General features: G+C 74.6%; 17 protein-coding genes. 6 read left to right on the forward strand and 11 right to left on the reverse strand.

Going from position 1 to position 18,308, the window contains the following annotated elements; genetic code table 11:
• Nucleotides 1–77: 77 nt before the first annotated feature.
• The 4 genes from AB0B20_RS08500 to pgsA form a co-directional block, all read right to left on the reverse strand.
• Entirely contained in the window at nucleotides 78–581 is a 504-nt protein-coding gene (locus AB0B20_RS08500; protein ID WP_357387116.1) for a hypothetical protein, read from the reverse strand.
• Nucleotides 582–663: 82 nt separating this feature from the next.
• On the reverse strand, nucleotides 664–1,824 hold the full coding sequence (locus AB0B20_RS08505; RefSeq protein ID WP_357387114.1) for a glycosyltransferase family 4 protein: 1,161 nt from the start codon (nucleotides 1,822–1,824) through the stop codon (nucleotides 664–666).
• 9 nt (nucleotides 1,825–1,833) lie between these two features.
• Entirely contained in the window at nucleotides 1,834–2,766 is a 933-nt protein-coding gene (locus AB0B20_RS08510; RefSeq protein ID WP_357469224.1) for a phosphatidylinositol mannoside acyltransferase, read from the reverse strand.
• Complete coding sequence (pgsA, locus tag AB0B20_RS08515; RefSeq protein WP_357387110.1) at nucleotides 2,763–3,383, reverse strand: phosphatidylinositol phosphate synthase; 621 nt, start codon at nucleotides 3,381–3,383, stop codon at nucleotides 2,763–2,765. Before pgsA ends, AB0B20_RS08510 begins: the two co-directional genes overlap by 4 nt.
• 251 nt (nucleotides 3,384–3,634) lie before the next feature.
• On the opposite strand from pgsA, the gene AB0B20_RS08520 reads away from it, so the two are divergent.
• Nucleotides 3,635–5,791, forward strand: coding sequence for an elongation factor G-like protein EF-G2 (locus AB0B20_RS08520; RefSeq protein ID WP_357469227.1), 2,157 nt, complete (start codon nucleotides 3,635–3,637; stop codon nucleotides 5,789–5,791).
• Between the two features lie 323 nt (nucleotides 5,792–6,114).
• Here AB0B20_RS08520 and AB0B20_RS08525 read toward each other — a convergent pair whose 3' ends face one another.
• The 4 genes from AB0B20_RS08525 to thrS all read right to left on the reverse strand — a co-directional run bounded on the left by AB0B20_RS08525 (nucleotide 6,115) and on the right by thrS (nucleotide 10,630).
• A complete protein-coding gene (locus AB0B20_RS08525; RefSeq protein ID WP_357469230.1) occupies nucleotides 6,115–7,173 on the reverse strand; it encodes an aldo/keto reductase in 1,059 nt (352 codons plus the stop codon).
• A 112-nt stretch (nucleotides 7,174–7,285) separates the two neighbouring features.
• The gene (locus AB0B20_RS08530) at nucleotides 7,286–7,954 is read right to left on the reverse strand and encodes a hypothetical protein (RefSeq protein ID WP_357469233.1); all 669 of its coding nucleotides are present in this window, start codon (nucleotides 7,952–7,954) and stop codon (nucleotides 7,286–7,288) included.
• Between the two features lie 32 nt (nucleotides 7,955–7,986).
• Nucleotides 7,987–8,502, reverse strand: a complete 516-nt coding sequence (locus AB0B20_RS08535) for an HIT domain-containing protein (RefSeq protein WP_357469411.1) — start codon at nucleotides 8,500–8,502, stop codon at nucleotides 7,987–7,989.
• A 109-nt stretch (nucleotides 8,503–8,611) separates the two neighbouring features.
• Nucleotides 8,612–10,630: a threonine--tRNA ligase gene (thrS, locus tag AB0B20_RS08540; RefSeq protein ID WP_357469236.1), complete on the reverse strand. Its 2,019-nt coding sequence runs from the start codon at nucleotides 10,628–10,630 to the stop codon at nucleotides 8,612–8,614.
• Between the two features lie 204 nt (nucleotides 10,631–10,834).
• Here thrS and AB0B20_RS08545 point away from each other — a divergent pair, with 204 nt between their 5' ends.
• Nucleotides 10,835–11,767, forward strand: a complete 933-nt coding sequence (locus AB0B20_RS08545) for a DUF1775 domain-containing protein (protein ID WP_357469239.1) — start codon at nucleotides 10,835–10,837, stop codon at nucleotides 11,765–11,767.
• Nucleotides 11,768–11,787: 20 nt separating this feature from the next.
• Here AB0B20_RS08545 and AB0B20_RS08550 read toward each other — a convergent pair whose 3' ends face one another.
• Nucleotides 11,788–12,717 carry an ADP-ribosylglycohydrolase family protein gene (locus tag AB0B20_RS08550; protein ID WP_357387098.1) on the reverse strand — a complete coding sequence of 310 codons (930 nt, stop codon included), beginning with the start codon at nucleotides 12,715–12,717 and terminating at the stop codon, nucleotides 11,788–11,790.
• A 73-nt stretch (nucleotides 12,718–12,790) separates the two neighbouring features.
• On the opposite strand from AB0B20_RS08550, the gene AB0B20_RS08555 reads away from it, so the two are divergent.
• The 3 genes from AB0B20_RS08555 to AB0B20_RS08565 all read left to right on the forward strand — a co-directional run bounded on the left by AB0B20_RS08555 (nucleotide 12,791) and on the right by AB0B20_RS08565 (nucleotide 15,405).
• Nucleotides 12,791–13,480, forward strand: a complete 690-nt coding sequence (locus AB0B20_RS08555; RefSeq protein WP_357387096.1) for a response regulator transcription factor — start codon at nucleotides 12,791–12,793, stop codon at nucleotides 13,478–13,480.
• Nucleotides 13,481–13,509: 29 nt separating this feature from the next.
• Nucleotides 13,510–14,901 (forward strand): HAMP domain-containing sensor histidine kinase, encoded by a 1,392-nt coding sequence (locus tag AB0B20_RS08560; RefSeq protein ID WP_357469414.1) that lies wholly within the window; start codon nucleotides 13,510–13,512, stop codon nucleotides 14,899–14,901.
• Between the two features lie 228 nt (nucleotides 14,902–15,129).
• Entirely contained in the window at nucleotides 15,130–15,405 is a 276-nt protein-coding gene (locus AB0B20_RS08565; RefSeq protein WP_357387094.1) for a hypothetical protein, read from the forward strand.
• Here AB0B20_RS08565 and AB0B20_RS08570 read toward each other — a convergent pair.
• Complete coding sequence (locus AB0B20_RS08570) at nucleotides 15,362–16,387, reverse strand: adenosine deaminase (protein ID WP_357469242.1); 1,026 nt, start codon at nucleotides 16,385–16,387, stop codon at nucleotides 15,362–15,364. The genes AB0B20_RS08565 and AB0B20_RS08570 overlap by 44 nt on opposite strands.
• A complete protein-coding gene (locus AB0B20_RS08575; protein ID WP_357469245.1) occupies nucleotides 16,384–17,175 on the reverse strand; it encodes a trans-aconitate 2-methyltransferase in 792 nt (263 codons plus the stop codon). The genes AB0B20_RS08570 and AB0B20_RS08575 overlap by 4 nt, the downstream gene beginning before the upstream one ends.
• A gap of 84 nt (nucleotides 17,176–17,259) precedes the next feature.
• Between AB0B20_RS08575 and AB0B20_RS08580 the strand changes: the two genes are divergently transcribed.
• Complete coding sequence (locus AB0B20_RS08580; protein WP_357469248.1) at nucleotides 17,260–18,243, forward strand: aldo/keto reductase; 984 nt, start codon at nucleotides 17,260–17,262, stop codon at nucleotides 18,241–18,243.
• Nucleotides 18,244–18,308 lie beyond the last annotated feature (65 nt).

Raw genomic sequence — 18,308 nt, forward strand, 5'->3', positions numbered from 1 at the left:
CGACCGGCGCGGCGCCGGTCCGAGCGCCAATCGAACCCCCGGTGGCCTGCCGTGTGGCCCCGGTCACGGCCGGTGGATCAGCCGGTGGTCACGTCCGCGTGCGACGCCAGCGTGGGATCGTCGATGTCGAAGTAGCGCGGCCACTCCCGCCCGCGTCCCATCCGGAACAGGCGCACCACCGGACGCCCGCGCGCCGAGCGGGCGTCGCGGACCAGATCGGTGTGCACCTGCCGGGCCAGCGCCAGCCGCCGGCTCGCCGCGATCACCGCCGCGCAGGCCGGGTCGTCCGGGTCCAGCCGCACCGCGCGCAGCTGCCGGGTCAGGTCGTTCTCCGCCGCCTCGCGTTCCTCCGGCACGGCGTCCAGCGCGATCCGGGCGGCGGCGTACAGCTCCACGCCGTACCGCTGCTCGGCCAGGACCGCGGCGGCGGCCGCGCGGCGCAGCAGATGCGCGTCCAGCGCGCGGGCCGCCGAGTCCGCGCGGACCTGCAACCGCTGCACCCGCCCGGAGGTCCAGATCAGGTACGCCGAGAGCAGCCCGAGCACCACGACCGCGCCCACCACCCACCACATGCCCGGCATCGTAGTGCTGCTCCTCATCCCGGCCGGCCGGCGCTCGCACCGGTCGACGCGCTCGTCACAGCGGCCGCGGCGGCCACAGCGGTCAGCCCAGTCCCGCCCACTCCTGGTCCATGACCCGGCCGTCGGTGGCCTCGATCGCGGCTGCGTATACCTCCAGAACGCGGCGGGCAACCACGGGCCAGTCGAAATTCGCCACCACCTGGTCGCCGCAGGCGGTCAGCCCGGCGCGGCGGCCGTCGTCGTCGAGCAGCTCGGACAGCGCGGCGGCCAGCCCGGTCGCGTCGCCGGTCGGGAACAGCCACCCGGCCCGCCCGCCGTCGAGCACCCGGCGGAACGCGTCGAGGTCGCTGGCGACCACCGTGGTGCCGGCGGCCAGCGCCTCGGTGAGGATCATCCCGAAGGACTCCCCTCCGGTGTTCGGTGCCACGTAGAGGTGCACGCTGCGCAGCATGCGTGCCTTGTCCGCCTCGGAGACCAGGCCGAGGAACGTGACCCGGTCGCGCAGGCCGGCCGGGAACCGCCCGTACAGCTCGTCGGCGTCACCAGGCCCGGCGACCAGCAGACGCAGCCCGGGGCGGTGCGGCGCGAGCGCGACGAACGCGTCCCGCAGGATCGGGAAGCCCTTGCGCGGCTCGGTGAACCGGCCCAGGAACCCCAGCGTGCCGCCGGTGCCCGGGGCGCACTCCCCCGGCCAGCCCGGCAGCGGCGGCACCCCGGCGAACTTCGCCACCGCCACCCCGTTCGGGATCTCCACCGCGCCGCCGTCCATGTGCTCGACCTGCACCTTGCGGGCCAGCGCGCTGACCGCGATCCGGGCGGTGATCCGTTCCAGCACGATCTGGAGCGCGCCCTGCGCGGCCGACAGCACCCGGGAGCGGGTCATCGCGGTGTGGAAGGTGGCCACCACCGGGCCGCGCGCGCAGAGCACCGCCAGCATCGACAGGCTCGGCGTGAGCGGCTCGTGCACGTGCAGCACGTCGAAGTCGCCCCGGGTGATCCAGCGCCGCACCCGGGCGGTGGAGACCGGGCCGAACGCGATCCGGGCCACCGAACCGTTGTACGGCAGCGGCACCGCCCGGCCGGCCGACACCACGTACGGGGGCAGCGCCGAGTCCTCGTCGGCGGGTGCCAGCACGCTCACCTCGTGACCGAGCCCGAGCAGCGCCTCGGCCAGGTCCATGACGTGGTTCTGCACGCCGCCCGGCACGTCGAAGGAGTACGGGCACACGATGCCGATCCGCATGGCGTCCCCCTAGACCGTCCCGGTGGTGGCCGACGGCTGCGCCGACGCGGGCGTGCCGTCCCGGCCCTGGTCCAGCCACATCCGTTGCAACATGTGCCAGTCTTGCGGATGCCGGGCGATGCCCGCCGCCAGACCGTCGGCAATCCGCTGCGTCACCGCGCGCACCCGCGCGTCGAGTGGGGCGCTGTCCGGGTCCGGCAGCGGCAGCGGACCCTCGAGCGACGCGCACGCGGTGTCCGGTTCGTACCACATCGAGGCCACGTAGAGCGGTGCGCCTGTGCGGATGGCCAGCAGCGCCGGCCCGGCCGGCATCCGGGTCCGGCCGCCGAAGAAGTCCACCTCGACGCCCCGGGCCGACAGGTCCCGGTCGGCGAGCAGGGGCACCACGTAACCGGCGCGCAGCCGATCCACCAGCACGTCGAACGCGGGACGCGGGCCGCCCTGGTTGGGCAGGATCTCCATGCCCAGCCCTTCCCGGAACCCGACGAACCGCTCGTAGACGCCGTCCGGAAGCCGTTCCGCCACAGTCGTCATCGGCCAGCCGGTGGCCGCCACCCAGGCACCGGCCGCATCCCAGTTGCCGGCGTGCGGCAGCGCCACCACCGCCCCCCGCCCGGCCGCCACGTCGGCGGCGAGCAGTTCCTGCCCGTCCAGGCGGAACCCGGCGAGGATGTCCGCCCGGCTCAGGCCGGGCAGCCGGAACGCCTCCATCCAGTACCGGGCGTACGAGCGCAAGCCCTCGCGCACCAGCGCGTCCAGTTCCGCGTCGGGCATCTCCGGTCCGACCACCCGGCGCAGGTTGGCGCGCAGCCGGCGCGTACCCCCGCCGTCCTTGCGGTGGGCGCGGTCGGCGCCCATCCGGAAGGCCGCCGCCGCGACGGGCCGGGGCAGCGCCCGGACCAGGCGCCAGCCCGCGACGAAGCCCGCCTCGGTGAGGTTCACTCGGCGCCGACCCGCTGGGCCTGGCGGTAGACGTGCGCCATCCGCTGCCCCACGGTGAAGATCGAGACGGCGGCGAGCAGCCAGAGCGCGATCTCCAGCGCGTGCCGGACGCCGACGCCGGTGAGCAGGCCGCCGACGCCGACGATGAGCAGCCGCTCGGTGCGCTCGGCGATGCCCACGTTGCAGGTCATCCCGAGCCCTTCGGCGCGGGCCTTGACGTAGGAGACGAGCCCACCCGCGGCCAGGCAGATCAGCGCCGCCGCCACGCCCGAGTAGTCGTGCTCGGTGGCCAGCCAGTACGCGACGGCGCCGAACACCGCGCTGTCGGCGATCCGGTCCATGCTCGAGTCGAGGAACGCCCCGAACCGGGTGGACCCGCCGCTCATCCGCGCCATCGTGCCGTCGAGCAGGTCGGTGAGAGCGAAGACCGTGACGATCAGCGCGCCGGCGACCAGGTGGCCGCGCGCGCCGAAGCCGAGCGCGCCGGCGAGCACGCCGAGGGTGCCGGTCACGGTGACCGCATTGGGGGACACGCCCGCACGCAGCAGCGTACGGGCGATCGGCTCCACGACGCGGGTCATGCCCGCGCGGGCCGTCACTTGGAAGATCTTCGCCATGGCGGTCCCACGATAACGGCCCGCAACGGCCGGGGACACAGCCGGGCGTGCGACCCGCCCGACGGCCCTTGTGCCGGCACCCGCGCGGGTGTGAGATCGAGCCAGGAGGTGAGCCAGTTCACCGGATCACCGGTCCGCGTTCGCATCCGGCAGCAGATCACCGGAAGATATCGCCGCGGCGCCCGTCCCGGGTCCGCTCCCCGTCGCCCGCGGCGGTCGCCACCACCACCGGTTGAGGGAGGTGCGCCGCGATGGCGCAGAAGAACGAGAAGGGTGTCACCGGCGGCGCGCCGGTGGTGACCGAGCCCGGCAGGGTCCGCAACGTGGTGCTCGTCGGGCACTCCGGCGCCGGCAAGACCACGCTGGTCGAGGCGCTGCTGGCCGCCAGCGGCACGATCAGTCGCGCCGGCGCCGTCACCGAGGGCACCACAGTCTGTGACCACGACCCCGCCGCCGTACGCCAGCAGCGCTCGGTGAGCCTCGCCTGCGCCCCGCTGGTGCACCGCGACGTCAAGGTCAACCTGCTGGACACGCCGGGCTACGGCGACTTCGTCGGCGAGCTGCGCGCCGGGCTGCGCGCCGCCGACGCGGCCCTGTTCGTGGTCTCCGCCGTGGACGGCATGGACGCCGCCACCGCCGCCCTCTGGGAGGAGTGCGCCGCCGTCGACATGCCCCGGGCGGTGGCGGTCTCCCGGCTGGACCACCCGCGGGCCGACTTCGACGAGGCGGTGGCGCTGTGCCAGCGGGTCTTCGGCGACAACGTGCTCCCGCTCTACCTGCCGATGCTCGGCGACGACGGCGAGTCGGTGGCCGGCCTGATGGGGCTGATCACCCGCCGGGTGTTCGACTACTCCGCCGGGCTGCCGGCGGCGGTGCGCGAGCCGGACCCGGAGCACCTGCCGGCCATCCAGGAGTCCCGCAACGAGCTGATCGAGGGGATCATCGCGGAGAGCGAGGACGAGACCCTGATGGACCGCTACCTCGGCGGCGAGGAGATCGACCCCGAGGTGCTGATCACCGACCTGGAGACCGCCGTCGCCCGGGGCCACTTCTATCCAGTGGTGCCCGTCTGCGCGGAGACCGGCGTCGGCCTGGACGCGCTGCTCGACGGCCTGGTCGCGGCGTTCCCGTCGCCGCTGGAGCACGACCTGCCCGCGGTCACCGGCGTGGACGGCTCACCCCGCCCGCCGCTGACCTGCGACCCGGACGGCCCGCTGGTCGCCGAGGTGGTCAAGACGACAGTCGACAGGCACGTCGGGCGGGTCTCGCTGGTACGCGTCTTCTCCGGCACGCTCCGCCCCGACCAGGTGATCCACGTGTCGGGTCACGGCATGGCCGAGCGCGGCCGCCCCGACCACGACGCCGACGAGCGGGTCGGTCACGTCTACAGCCCGCTCGGCGCGACGCTGCGCGAGGTGGCCGCCTGCGTCGCCGGTGACCTGTGCGCGATCACCAAGTCGGGCAGCGCGGAGACCGGCGACACCATCTCCGCCAAGGACGACCCGCTGCTGATCGCCCCCTGGGAGATGCCGGAACCGCTGCTGCCGGTGGCGATCACGGCGCGCAGCCGGGCCGACGAGGACGCGCTGGCCCGCAACCTGTCCCGGCTGGTCGCCGGCGACCCGACGCTGCGGCTGGAACGCAACCCGGAGACCCACCAGCTCGTGCTCTGGTGCATGGGCGAGGCACACGCCGACGTGGTGCTCGACCGGCTGCGCGGCGGCGGGGTCGAGCTGGACACCGAGCCGGTCCGGGTGCCGCTGCGCGAGACGTTCGGCGCCGCCGCGCGGGGGCACGGCCGGCACGTCAAGCAGTCCGGCGGCCACGGCCAGTACGCGGTCTGCGACATCGAGGTGGAGCCGCTGCCCCGGGGCGCCGGCTTCGAGTTCGTCGACCGGGTGGTCGGCGGCGCGGTCCCGCACAACTACATCCCGTCGGTCGAGAAGGGCGTCCGGGCCCAGATGGAACGCGGTCTGGTCGCCGGCTACCCGGTGGTGGACCTGCGGGTCACGCTCGTCGACGGCAAGGCGCACAGCGTCGACTCCTCCGACGCGGCGTTCCAGACCGCCGGCGCGCTGGCGCTGCGCGACGCCGCCGAGAAGGGCCAGCCGACGCTGCTGGAGCCGGTGGACGAGATCACCGTACGGGTGCCCGACACGTCGGTCGGCGCGGTGATGGGCGACCTCTCCGGGCGGCGCGGCCGGGTGCTCGGCACCGAGCCGGACCCGGATGCCGAGGGCCGCACACTGGTCCGCGCCGAGGTGCCCGCGACGGAACTACTGCGGTACGCGGTCGAGCTGCGCTCGATGACCGCCGGCACCGGTACGTTCCGCCGCGAGTTCGCCCGCCACGAACCCATGCCCGCCCACCTGGCCGACCAGGCCCGCAAGGAATCCACCACCCGCTGACCCCACCCTCTCCCCTCCCCCCTCCCCCGCCTCGGCCCCGCGATCTTGCACTTGCGGCCCCGGCAAGCGGTGCATTTCCGGCAACGAAAGGGCACCGAGTGCAAGATCGACGCCGCCGAGGGCGGGGTCGGGTCAGGACTGCGCAGATCTTGGTAGGAAGTGGCCCTCATAGGGGCCCCCATAAGGGCCCTTTCGTACCAAGATCTGCGGTGCCCTCAGGATTTGGGACACCGATCTCGTCGCGTGGGAGCGGTCGGCTCGGCGGGCGGGTCGGCCGGGGCAGGGGTCGGCTCGACGGGGTCGGCTGGTGGGTGGAAGTGCGGTCAGGGGCGGACGGCGGGGACCGGGGGCATCGGCCAGTGGGGGCGGTCGGCGTCCCGCAGGGCGGCCCGCCGTACCGCCGCCAGTTGCCGCTCCACCTCGGCGAAGTGGTCCGGGGCGAGCGGACCCCGGGCCAGCGCGGCGGCGTTCTCCTCGACCTGGGCGACGGTACGGGCGCCGGGGATCGGCACCGCCCTGTCGCTGCGCGCCCAGATCCACCCGATCGCTCCCTGCGCGAGGGTGCGGCCGTCGGCGGTCAGCGCGTCGCGGACGGCGGCGACCCGGCGCAGCCACTCCGGGGCGGGCCGGCCGCTGCGGAACCACTCCAGCCAGGTCGGCCCGAGCCCGCGTACGTCGTCGCGGGGCAGCGTGGACTCCGGCGTGTACTTGCCGGTGAGCAGGCCCATCCCGAGCGGCCCCCGGGCCAGGCTGGCCAGGTCGTGCTTGTCGCAGACGTCGAGCATGGCCGGGGCGTCGCGCAGCACCGACAGCGCGTGCTGCACGGCGGCGGCGCCACGGGCGACCTGGGCGAAGGCGGCGGCCCGGTCGGCCCGGTCGGTGCTCCACCCGTACGCCCGGATCAGGCCCGCGTCGACCAGCTCGTCGAGCGTGCCGACGAGCGCCTCGGCCCGGGGCAGCGGCAGGTCACCCAGGTGCAGCTGGTAGAGGTCGATGCGGTCGGTGCCGAGCCGGCGCAGCGAGTCGGTCACCGCCCGGCGCAGGTAGTGCGGCGAGGCGTTCTCGCCGGTGGCCTGCCGGGCGTGCTCGTCGAACGTGTAGCCGAACTTCGTGGCGATCACCGCCTCGTCGCGCCGGCCGGCCAGCGCCCGCCCGAGCACCCGCTCGCCGTGCCCGGCGCCGTACGTGTCGGCGGTGTCGAACAGGGTGACACCGAGGTCGAGCGCACGGCGGACGGCGCGTACCGACTCGTCGTCGTCGACCCGGCCCCAGCCCAGCGGGCGGGCGCCCTCGGCCCACGGGCCGCCGATCGCCCAGCACCCCATGCCGAGGGCGCTCACCTCGATGCCGCTGCGCCCCAACTGTCGTGTGTCGACTGCCACCGCCGCATCCTGTCACCTTCCCGGCGACCGCGGGCCGGTTCGTAGCCGAGGAGTCCGGCCACGGTCACGCCCCGTGACGTCAGACGGTGGGACGCCGCCGCCCGGCAAGCCGTCAGCGCGCGTAGGCCAGCAGCACCGGCGCGTCCTGACCGGGCCAGGTGCCGGCGAGACCGCCCGCCGCCGGGACGTCGGCCGGTACGGGACGCCGGACCACCGCCAGCTCGACCTCCCCGACCCGGACCACCGTCACGCCGCCGCCGACCGGACCGGCCGAACCCGGACCAGGCAGAACCGGACCGGCCGACACCGGACCGACCGGCAACGGACCGACCGGCAACGGACGGCCGGTACGGCTGCCCGTCAGCGTCATGCTCGCCGGTCGCACCTCGCGCTTTCCATCGACCTCGAAGTACTCCTCGGCCTGACCGGCGTCGGCGAGCACCGCGGCGGCCAGCAGCGGCGGGTACACCGGATCGCCGCAGGCGTCGTACGCCCAGCGGCGGCCGAGCACCGAGTGCTCGATGACGCCCACCAGGTGCTCGTCAGCTCCGGCAAGCGGCGCGGCCCGGTAGGTGAGCGGCGCCTGGAGCACCGGGCCGTCGCCGGCGCGCACGAGCAGCGTCTCGACGCCGACCTCGCCGGCCGGGTCGTCGAAGCGGTACGCCGCCACGCGGCTGACCGGCGCGCCGGCCTCGCCGGCGAACCACTGCCGGCCGGGCAGCCAGGAGGCGAGCAGCTCCAGTTTCGAGGGGCGCAGTTCCGCGCGGTGCAGGAGAGCCATGCGCGAGATCGTACTGTCGGGGCCCGCCGCCGTCAGGCCGCCGCCCACGCACCGGCGAGCAGGTCCCGGGTGTCGGCGAGCAGCTGCGGCAGCACCTTCGTCCGGCCGATCACCGGCATGAAGTTGGCGTCGCCGCCCCAGCGCGGCACCACGTGCTGGTGCAGGTGCGCGGCGATGCCCGCGCCCGCGACGCCCCCCTGGTTCATGCCCAGGTTGAAGCCGTGCGCGCTGGACACGTGCCGGATCACCCGCATGGCGGCCTTGGTGAACGCGGCCAGCTCGACCGTCTCCGGCTCGTCCAGCTCGGTGTAGTCGGCCACGTGCCGGTAGGGGCAGACCAGCAGGTGGCCGGGGTTGTACGGGTAGAGGTTGAGCACCGCGAAGACGTGCTCGCCCCGGGCCACCACCAGGGACTCCTCCGGCGGCAGCCCGGGCGCGAGGCAGAACGGGCAGCCGGCCGGCTTCTCGTACCCGCCCTCGGGCCGGTCCTCGCCGGAGATGTAGGTCATCCGGTGCGGCGTCCAGAGCCGGTCGAGTCCGTCCGCCAGACCGTTGTCGCCGCCGTACCCGGTGTCCCGCTCCGCCCCTGTCACACAGGCGATCCTACGATCCGGGGCGAACCGCGCCGCCGCCCGGGCGGCGCGGTCGCCGGGCCGCCTACTCGGCGGCGGTGGCGGTGGGACCGGCGTTGGTGCGCGAATCCACCACCTCGCGGACGTGCGCCACCGCCTCGTCGATCGGCACACCGTTGCGCTGCGAGCCGTCGCGGTAGCGGAACGAGACGGTGCCGGCGGCCACGTCGTCGTCCCCGGCGATCACCATGAACGGGATCTTCTGCTGCTGCGCGTTGCGGATCTTCTTCTGCATCCGGTCGTCGCCCAGGTCGACCTCGGCCCGGACGCCGTGCCGCCGCAGCGTCGCGGCGAAGTCGACCAGGTAGTCGCCGTGCTCTTCGCGGATCGGGATGCCGACCACCTGCACCGGTGCCAGCCAGGCCGGGAACGCGCCCGCGTAGTGCTCGGTGAGCACGCCGATGAACCGCTCGATGGAGCCGAACTTGGCGCAGTGGATCATCACCGGCTGCTGCCGGGTGCCGTCGGCGGCCTGGTACTCCAGCCCGAAGCCCTTGGGCTGGTTGAAGTCGTACTGGATGGTCGACATCTGCCAGGTACGGCCGATCGCGTCCTTGGCCTGCACGGAGATCTTCGGGCCGTAGAAGGCCGCGCCACCCGGGTCCGGCACCAGTTCCAGGCCCGTCTCCAGCGCGCACTGCTCCAGCACGGCGGTGGCGGTCGCCCAGTCGGAGTCGGAGCCGACGAACTTGTCCGGCTTCGACTCGTCGCGGGTCGACAGCTCCAGGTAGAAGTCGTCGATGCCGAAGTCGCGCAGCAGGCTGAGCACGAAGCCGAGCAGGTGCTTGATCTCGGACGGCGCCTGCTCCTGAGTGCAGTAGGAGTGCGAGTCGTCCTGGGTGAAGCCGCGCACCCGGGTCAGGCCGTGGATCACGCCCGACTTCTCGTACCGGTAGAGCGTCCCGAACTCGAACAGCCGGATCGGCAACTGCCGGTAGGACCGACCGCGCGAACGGTAGATCAGGTTGTGCATCGGGCAGTTCATGGCCTTGAGGTAGTAGTCGCTGCCCTCCATCTCCATCGGCGGGAACATCGTGTCCTTGTAGTACGGCAGGTGTCCCGACGTGTGGAAGAGACCTTCCTTGGAGATGTGCGGCGTGCCGACGTAGTCGAAGCCCTCCTCGATGTGGCGGGCCCGGACATAGTCCTCCATCACCCGCTTGAGCACGCCGCCCTTGGGGTGGAAGACCGGCAGACCGGAGCCGATCTCGTCGGGGAAGCTGAACAGGTCGAGGTCCGCGCCGAGCTTGCGGTGGTCGCGGCGGGCGGCCTCCTCGAGCAGCTTCAGGTACGCCTTGAGCTCGTCCCGGGTCGGCCACGCGGTGCCGTAGACGCGCTGGAGCTGCGGGTTGCGCTCCGACCCGCGCCAGTACGCGGCGGCCGAGCGCATCAGCTTGAACGCGCCGATCAGGCGGGTGTTCGGCAGGTGCGGGCCGCGGCACAGGTCCGACCAGCAGACCTTGTCCTCGTTGGCGGCCAGGTTGTCGTAGATGGTCAGCTCGCCGCCGCCCACCTCCATCACCTCGGAGGAGTCCAGCCCCTCCCCCTTGACCTCGATCAGTTCCAGCTTGAACGGCTCGGCCGCCAGCTCGGTCCGGGCCTCGTCCAGGTCGGCGAAGCGGCGGCGGCGGAACCGCTGGCCGGACTTGACGATCTCCTGCATGCGCTTCTCGAGCTTGGCGAGGTCGTCCGGCTGGAACGGCTTGTCGACGCCGAAGTCGTAGTAGAAGCCGTTCTCGATCGGCGGGCCGATGCCGAGCTTCGCCTCCGGGAAGATGTCCTGCACCGCCTGGGCCAGCACGTGCGCGGTGGAGTGGCGCAGCACGTTCAGCCCGTCCGGGCTGTCCAGCGGCACCGGCTCGACCGCGACCTCCTCGGCCGGGCGCCAGTCCAGGTCGCGGAGCTGGCCCTGCGGGTCGCGGACCACCACGATCGCCTTCGGCCCGCTCGTCGGCAGGCCGGCCGCGGCCACCGCGTCGGCCGCCGTCGTCCCGGCGGCGACGACGACGGGGTCGGCCACGACGGGGGTACGGGGTGCGGACACGGTGACTCCTAGTCGTCGACGGTACGGATCGGCCGGTGACCGGCCTCTGCGATGCTATCGGTCGCCCGGATCCGCGCCGCCGCCGACGCCGGTGCCCGTTCCCGGCGAGTTCCGTGCCGTGTTGAACCTTTTCGCCCCGCAGCCCGAACTACCAGGTGGGGCCGGAGCCGGTGCCGGCCCCAGTCGACAGGGATGGGGACGACCATGAGGATGACCCGTCGGGGCCGGTGGGCGGCGGCGTTGCTGGCGGCCGTACTCGCCGGGGCGGTGGGCTGGCCGGGCGCGGCGAACGCGGCCGGGGTGACGGTGACGACCTCGCCCGTCCAGGTACGCCAGGGCGACGCGATCGAACTGTCGGTGCTGGTGCCGGCGGACAAGCCCGGCACCCGGACCACCCGGATCGAGCTGACCATGCCCGCGGACGCCCCGATCGGCGAGGTGTACCCGCTGTCGGTGCCGGACTGGGCGCCGACCATCACCACCCGCACGCTCGACCAGCCGGTCCCCGGCATGCACGCGGCCGAGCTGAACCAGGTGACCCACTCGGTGAGCTGGCTGCGGATGCCCGGCACCGGCACCGGGCCGGGCCGGCTGCCGCTGGGCATGGGACCGATGCCCGCCACCGACCGGCTCACGTTCACAGTCGTGCAGACGTACGACGACGGCACCGTGGTCCGGTGGGCGGACCCGGCGGGTGGCGCGCACCCCGCGCCGACGCTCGATCTGCTGCCGCCGCTGCCGGGCACCGTGACGCACGACGGTGGCCCCGGCGCGGGGGCGAACGGCGGTGCGCACGGCGGTCACGGCGCGGCGGGCGGACCCGGCGCTGCCGATGGGGCGCAGGACGGCGCTCCGGGCGGCACGGCGGCCGGTACGGCGGACGACGGGCCGAGCGCGGACCTGCTGCTCGGTGGCGGCCTGCTCGCCGGGCTGGCCGGCGGCGCCGCGATCGGCTGGCTGCTCAGCCGCCGCCGGCGCGACACCATGGCCCTCCCGCAGGGCAGCAATGGCACCTCCGACACCACCGCGACCGCGACCGCCGACAGCGGCACGCCCTCCGACACCGACGGTGCCCCCGCCAGCGCGACCCCGGAAGCCGGCGAGCCGGTGACCGTCGGCGCCCCCACACACTCCTGAACGGGGCGGGGACGGACCCGTCAGGCGGGGGTGGGAAGCCAGTGGGGCAGCGGCTCGCGGGCGGCCAGCCAGTCCGCCGGCACGCCGCCCGGGGTGCCGGCTCCGGTGTACGCGGCCACGATCCCGCCCACGATGGCGGCCGTGGTGTCCACGTCGCCGCCCGCCTGGACGCAGGCGCGGATCGCGGCGGGATAGTCGTGCAGCAGCGTGGCGGCGACCCAGAGCGTGAACGGCACGGTGTCCTGCGCGGTGACCCGGGAGCCGTTGCCGAGCGCGTCGGCCGCCCCGGCCGCGGAGTGACCGAGCAGCGCGGCGGCCCGGCGTACCCCCCGGTGCACCTCACCGGCCGGGTCGAGCGCCCCCGCGACGGCGATGAGCAGCCGGGCCGGGTCGGGCCGGTCACCGTCGAGGCGGGCGCGGGCGGCGAGCGAGGCGGCCACCGCCACCGCCACCGCACCGGCGACGCCCTCCGGGTGGGCGTGCGTCACCTCGGCGGAGGCGCGGGCCTGTTCGGCGGCGCGCCGGGTGGAGTCGGCGTGCCAGGCGCCGAGCGGCGCGACGCGCATCGCGGCGCCGTTGCCGCAGGAGCCCTGCCCGTCGAACGCGGACGCGGCGGCCACCGGCCAGGGCGTGCCGGTGCGGATCAGCCGCAGCACGGTCACCGCACCCGGCCCGTACCCCCGGTACGGCTCGCAGCGGTGCGCGAACGCCAGCGCCAGCCGGTCCCGGTCGATGTGCCCGTCGGCGGCCAGCTCGGCCACCACGGAGCAGGCCATCTCGGTGTCGTCGGTCCACTCCCACGGCGGCTCGGGCAGCCGCCCGGCGGCGAGGTCGTCCGGGTGCCGTCCGGGGACGAAGAACTGGGAGCCGAGGGCGTCGCCCACCGACAGGCCGGCCAGCGCGTCGCGGGCGAGCGTGAGGCGGGCGTCGGGAAAGAGCGTGAACGTCATCGCCGCCCCAGCTTGCCCGCTTCGCCGGAGCTCCGCAACGCTGCCGGCTTGCCACGCCGAGTACGGTGCTGACGTGGCAACCGTCCTGCTGGTCGAAGACGACCACGTCGTGCGCGGCGCCATGCTGCGGTCGCTGACCGACCGGGGGCACGCGGTGCACGCCGTCGGCACCGCGCTGGACGCGTTGCGCCGGGTCGCCGCGGAGACACCGGATCTGGTGGTGCTCGACCTCGGACTGCCCGACCTGGACGGCTCGGACGCGCTGCGTATGCTGCGCGGCATCACCGACGTGCCGATCATCATCGCCACCGCCCGCGACGACGAGCAGTCGGTGGTACGGCTGCTCCGCGCCGGCGCGGACGACTACATGGTCAAGCCGTTCACCGGGGCGCACCTGGACGCCCGGATCACCACGGTGCTGCGCCGGGCCGGGCGGGCCAGCCGTACCGTCGCGCCGGCCGCGCACACGGTCGGCGGCCTGCGGGTCGACGTGGGTGAGCGCAGCGCGGTGCTGGACGGGGAGGCGCTGGCGCTGACCCGCAAGGAATTCGACCTGCTGGCGTATCTCGCCGCGCGTCCCGGCCGGGTAGTGTCCCGGCGGGAACTCTTGGAGGAGGTATGGCGGCAGCCATCGGTCGGCGAGGACCAGACCATCGACGTTCACCTGTACTGGCTCCGCCGCAAAATGGGCGAGTCCGCGGCGAAGCCGCGCTACCTGCGCACCGTGCGGGGGGTCGGCTTCCGGCTGGTGGCGCCGGACTGAGGCTCACGCTGGCCGGGCTCACCGCCGGCCTGTGCGGGCTGATCGCGCTCGCGTTCCTCGTCCCGCTCGGGCTCACCCTCGCCGACCGGACCCGGGAGGCGGAGCTGGCGGACGCCGAGCGCCGCGCCGCGCTGGTGACCGGCGCGCTGGCGGCCAGCACGGACACCGCGACGATCGAACGGGCGGTGGCCGCCGCGGCCGGCGACGATCCGGCCCTGCGTCCGGTCGTGCACGGCATCGGGGCGGACGAGTCCGCCGGCCGCGCCAACCCGCGGGTGCTCGCCGACGCCGCCACGCAGCGCCGGTCGGTGGTGACCGACGTGGACGGCGGGGTGCTGCGGCTGGACCCGGTGGTGCTCGGTGACCGGGTCGCCGTGGTGGAGGTCTTCGTCCCCGACGAGGTGCTCGACTCCGGCGACGGCGGGCGGTGGCTGCTGCTGCTCGCGATCGGCCTGGCGCTGGTCGGCGCGGCCGTGGCAGTGGTCGACCGGGTGGCCGCGCGGGCCGTGGACGCCACCGGCGACCTGGTCAAGGCGGCGCTCGCGGTGGGCGACGGCGAGCTTGGGGTACGCGTCGAGCCGACCGGCCCGCGCGAGCTGGCCGAGGCCGGGCACGCGTTCAACCGGATGACGGAACGGCTGGTGGCGCTGCGCGCCGACGAGCACGAACTGGTCGCCGACCTGTCGCACCGGCTGCGTACGCCGCTGACCGCGCTGCGGCTGGACGCCGAGGCGCTGGAGTCCGACGACACCAGCATCGGCACGTTCAGCGAGGCGGAGCTGGACCGGCGGCGCGGCATCCGGCGCATCCGGCAGGCGATCGTCACGCTGGAGGGCGAGGTCGACCAGCTCATCAAGACGACCCGCAAGGCGGTCAGCCAGGAGACGGCGCCGGCGTCGTGCGACGTGAGCGAGGTGGTCCGGGACCGGATGGTCTTCTGGTCGGCGCTGGCCGGGGACCAGAACCGCCCGCACCGGGTGGTCGGTGCGCAGTTGCGCATCCCCGCGCCGGTGCCCCGCGCCGAGCTGGCCGCCGCGCTGGACGCGGTGATCGGCAACGTGTTCCGGTACACGCCGCAGGGCACGGCGTTCGAGGTGGCGGTGAGCCGCCGGGACGGCTGGGTGGCGATCCGCGTCGACGACGCCGGGCCGGGCATCGCCGACCCGGACCGGGCACTGCGCCGGGGCGAGAGCGACAGGGGCTCCACCGGGCTCGGGCTGGACATCGCCAAGCGGGTCGCGTTGCAGGCGAACGGTTCGGTGAGCATCGACCGGGCCCGGCTCGGCGGGGCGAGCGTGGTGATGCTGCTGGCCGATCCGGACGCGGCGCCCCGGCCGGTGAACCGGTTCGGGCTGGTCGGCCGGATGGCCCGGGAGGCACGCGAGCCGCGCGCCGGGCGGCGCTGGGGACGTCCGCGCTGACCGGTGACTGTGTACCGGCGCAAGTTCTCCTTAAAGGTGGTTTAACGACGGCCGCGAAACCGGCGTGAACTGGCAGGATCGCTGACAGAACCCATCAGTTCCGTCGGCCGGGACGCCCCGTAACACCTTCCGGCCGGCGGATCATGCGCGCGGCGGGAGTCCGGTCCCCCCACACCTCGCTCCCGTCGCGCGCGCTCTCCCGTCGAGCCCGGGCGCGAGGTGACCGTCATGCCACCGGCTGTCAGCCGTCTGCTCCGCTGGGCCGCCGTCATCGGCCTGGGCATCGCGCTCACGCTGGCGGTCTGGCAGGACCCGGTGCTCGCGCACGGTCCCGTCCGGCCCGCGCCGGCCGCGGCCGGCCCGAACGTCGCGCTCACCGCGCTGGCGGTGGCCGGGATGCTGCTGACCGCGCGACGCCGGCCGCCCCGGATGTCCCGGCGGCCGGCGCCCGTACGGCCGCTCAGCGGGCCGCGTTCGCCAGGTACGCGTCGATCTCGGCGGTGATCCGGGCCTGCTCGGCCGGCGCCAGGAACGCGGCCGAGACGGCGTCGCGCGCCAGCGCCGCCACCCCGTCCGGGCCGAGCCGCAGCAGCCGGGCGGCCACCGCGTACTCGTCGTCGAGCGTGGTGCCGAACATCGGCGGGTCGTCGGAGTTGATGCTGACCGGCACACCGGCCTCGACGATCCGGGGCAGCGGGTGGGCGTCCAGGCTCGGCACGGCCCGGGTGCGCACGTTGGAGGTCGGTGCGATCTCCAGCGGGATCCGCCGCTCGGCGAGGTGGGCCAGCAGCGCCGGGTCCTGCGCGGCGGAGATGCCGTGGCCGATCCGCTCGGCGCCCAGCTCGCGCAGCGCGTCCCAGATCGTCTCCGGGCCGGTGGTCTCACCGGCGTGCGGCACCGAGCGCAGCCCGGCCGCCCGGGCCTGGTCGAACCAGGGCTTGAACTGCGGCCGGGGCACCCCGATCTCGGGGCCGCCGAGGCCGAAGCTGACCAGCCCGTCCGGTCGTTCGTCGAGCGCGATCCGCAGCGTCTGCTCGGCGGCGGGCAGGCCGGCCTCGCCGGGGATGTCGAAGCACCAGCGCAGCGCGATGCCGAAGTCGGCCTCGGCGCGCTTGCGGGCGTCCTCGATCGCCTCGCAGAACGCCGGCGCCGGGATGCCGCGGTTGACGTGCGAGTAGGGCGTGACCGTCAACTCGGCGTAGCGGACCTGCTGGCGGGCCAGTTCCCGGGCGACCTCGTGGGTGAGCAGCCAGACGTCGTCGGCGTCGCGGATCAGGTCGACCACGCTCAGGTAGACCTCGATGAAGTGGGCGAAGTCGCGGAACGCGAAGTAGTCGGCGAGCGCCTCCGGGTCGGCCGGGACGGGGCTGCGCCCCTCGTGCCGGGCGGCCAGCTCGGCGACGATCCGGGGTGAGGCCGAGCCGACGTGGTGTACGTGCAGCTCCACCTTGGGCAGTCCGGCGATGAAGGTGGGCAGGTCGGTCACGAGTTCTCCTCTGCGCGGGCGCCGGTGCGGGCCACCATGAAGATCCGGCGGAACGGGAAGTACACCTGACCCTGCCGCACCGGGTACGCCTGCGCGAGCCGCACCCCCAGCTCGGCGCGGAAGGCGGCCCAGCCGGCGGCGTCCAGCGCGGCGCGGACCGGGCGCAGCGCGGTGCCCTCCATCCAGGTCAGCACCGGGTGGTCGGCGCCGGTGGCGGGCAGCAGATGCACGTACGTAGTCTCCCAGGCGTCCACCGCGCAGCCCGCGTCGGTCAGCAGCGTGGCGTAGCCGACCGGCTCGTCGACTGGCGCCTCGCGCAGCTCACCGGCGAGCGCGTCGCGCCACCGGTCCTGCCGGGCGACGGAGCGCAGCAGCCGGTGCGACGGCGCGTCGAAGTTGCCGGGGACCTGGAACGCCATCCAGGCGCCGGCCGGCAGCGCGTGCGCCCAGCGGCGGAGCAGATCGCGGTGTTCCGGCACCCACTGGAGCACGGCGTTGCCGACCAGCACGTCCACGTCGGGCTCCGGCCGCCAGTCGCGGACGTCGGCGACGGCGTACGTGACCGGTCCGCCCTCGGCGGTCGCCCGGGCGATCATCTCCGGAGAGGAGTCCAGGCCGGTGACCCGGGCGCCAGGCCAGCGGGCGGCGAGCGTGGCGGTGAGCGTGCCGGGGCCGCAGCCGAGGTCGACAACGGCGCGCGGCTGCTCGGCCCCGACGCGGGCCAGCAGGTCGTGGAACGGCCGGGAGCGCTCGTCGCCGTAGCGCAGGTAGGTGCGCGGATCCCACATGACAGCCTCCAAACCGTACGTACGTCTTGTTAGACCGTACGGCCCGCCGAGCGCGACGGCAAGCCGCTCACTAGGCTCGGCCGGGTGGAACAGCGCAGCTTCGACCGGCTCGGCCGGCACGTCGGCATCATCGGACTCGGCGCGTGGCAGCTCGGCGCGGACTGGGGCGAGGTCAGCGAGGACGACGCACTCGCCGTGCTCGCCGCCGCCGTCGACGCGGGCGTCACCTTCCTGGACACCGCCGACGTGTACGGCGACGGCCGCAGCGAGGCGCTGATCGGCCGGTTCCTGCGCTCCCGTCCCGGGCACGGGCTGACCGTGGCGACCAAGATGGGCCGCCGGGTGGAGCAGACGCCGGAGGCGTACACGCTCGACAACTTCCGGGCCTGGACCGACAGGTCCCGGGCCAACCTCGGCGTCGACACGCTCGACCTGGTGCAACTGCACTGCCCGCCGACCGCCGTCTTCGCCGACGACCGGGTCTTCGACGCGCTCGACACGCTTGTCGCCGAGGGTCGCGTGGCCGGGTACGGCGTCAGCGTGGAGACCTGCGACCAGGCGCTCACCGCCATCGCCCGGCCCGGCGTGGCGAGCGTGCAGATCATCCTCAACGCGGTCCGGCACAAGCCGCTGGAGCGGGTGCTGCCCGCCGCCGCTGCCGCCGGGGTGGGAATCATCGCCCGGGTGCCGCTGGCGAGCGGCCTGCTCTCCGGCCGGTACGACGAGCACACCACGTTCCCGGCGAACGACCACCGCACGTTCAACCGGCACGGCGAGTCGTTCGACGTGGGCGAGACCTTCTCCGGCGTCGACTACGACAGCGGCCTCGCCGCGGTACGCCGGCTCGCGCCGCTGGTCGGCGACGACCGGACGATGGCGCAGTTCGCGCTGCGGTGGATCCTCGACCAGCCCGGCGTGACTGTGGTGATCCCCGGCGCCCGCTCCCCCGAGCAGGCGCGGCGCAACGCCGAGGCGGCCGGGCAGCCGGCGCTGACCGAGGTGGAGCTGGCCGCGGTGCGGGCCACCTACGACGAGCTGATCCGCCCGCAGGTGCACGACCGGTGGTGAACCGACCGGCCGGCGCGGCGTCGCCGGGTGTACGCGGCGGCGGGCATGCTGGAGCGGGACTGTCG

It is taken from the genome of Micromonospora sp. NPDC049151 (genome assembly GCF_040648395.1).
In the GTDB taxonomy this organism is placed as follows: domain Bacteria; phylum Actinomycetota; class Actinomycetes; order Mycobacteriales; family Micromonosporaceae; genus Micromonospora.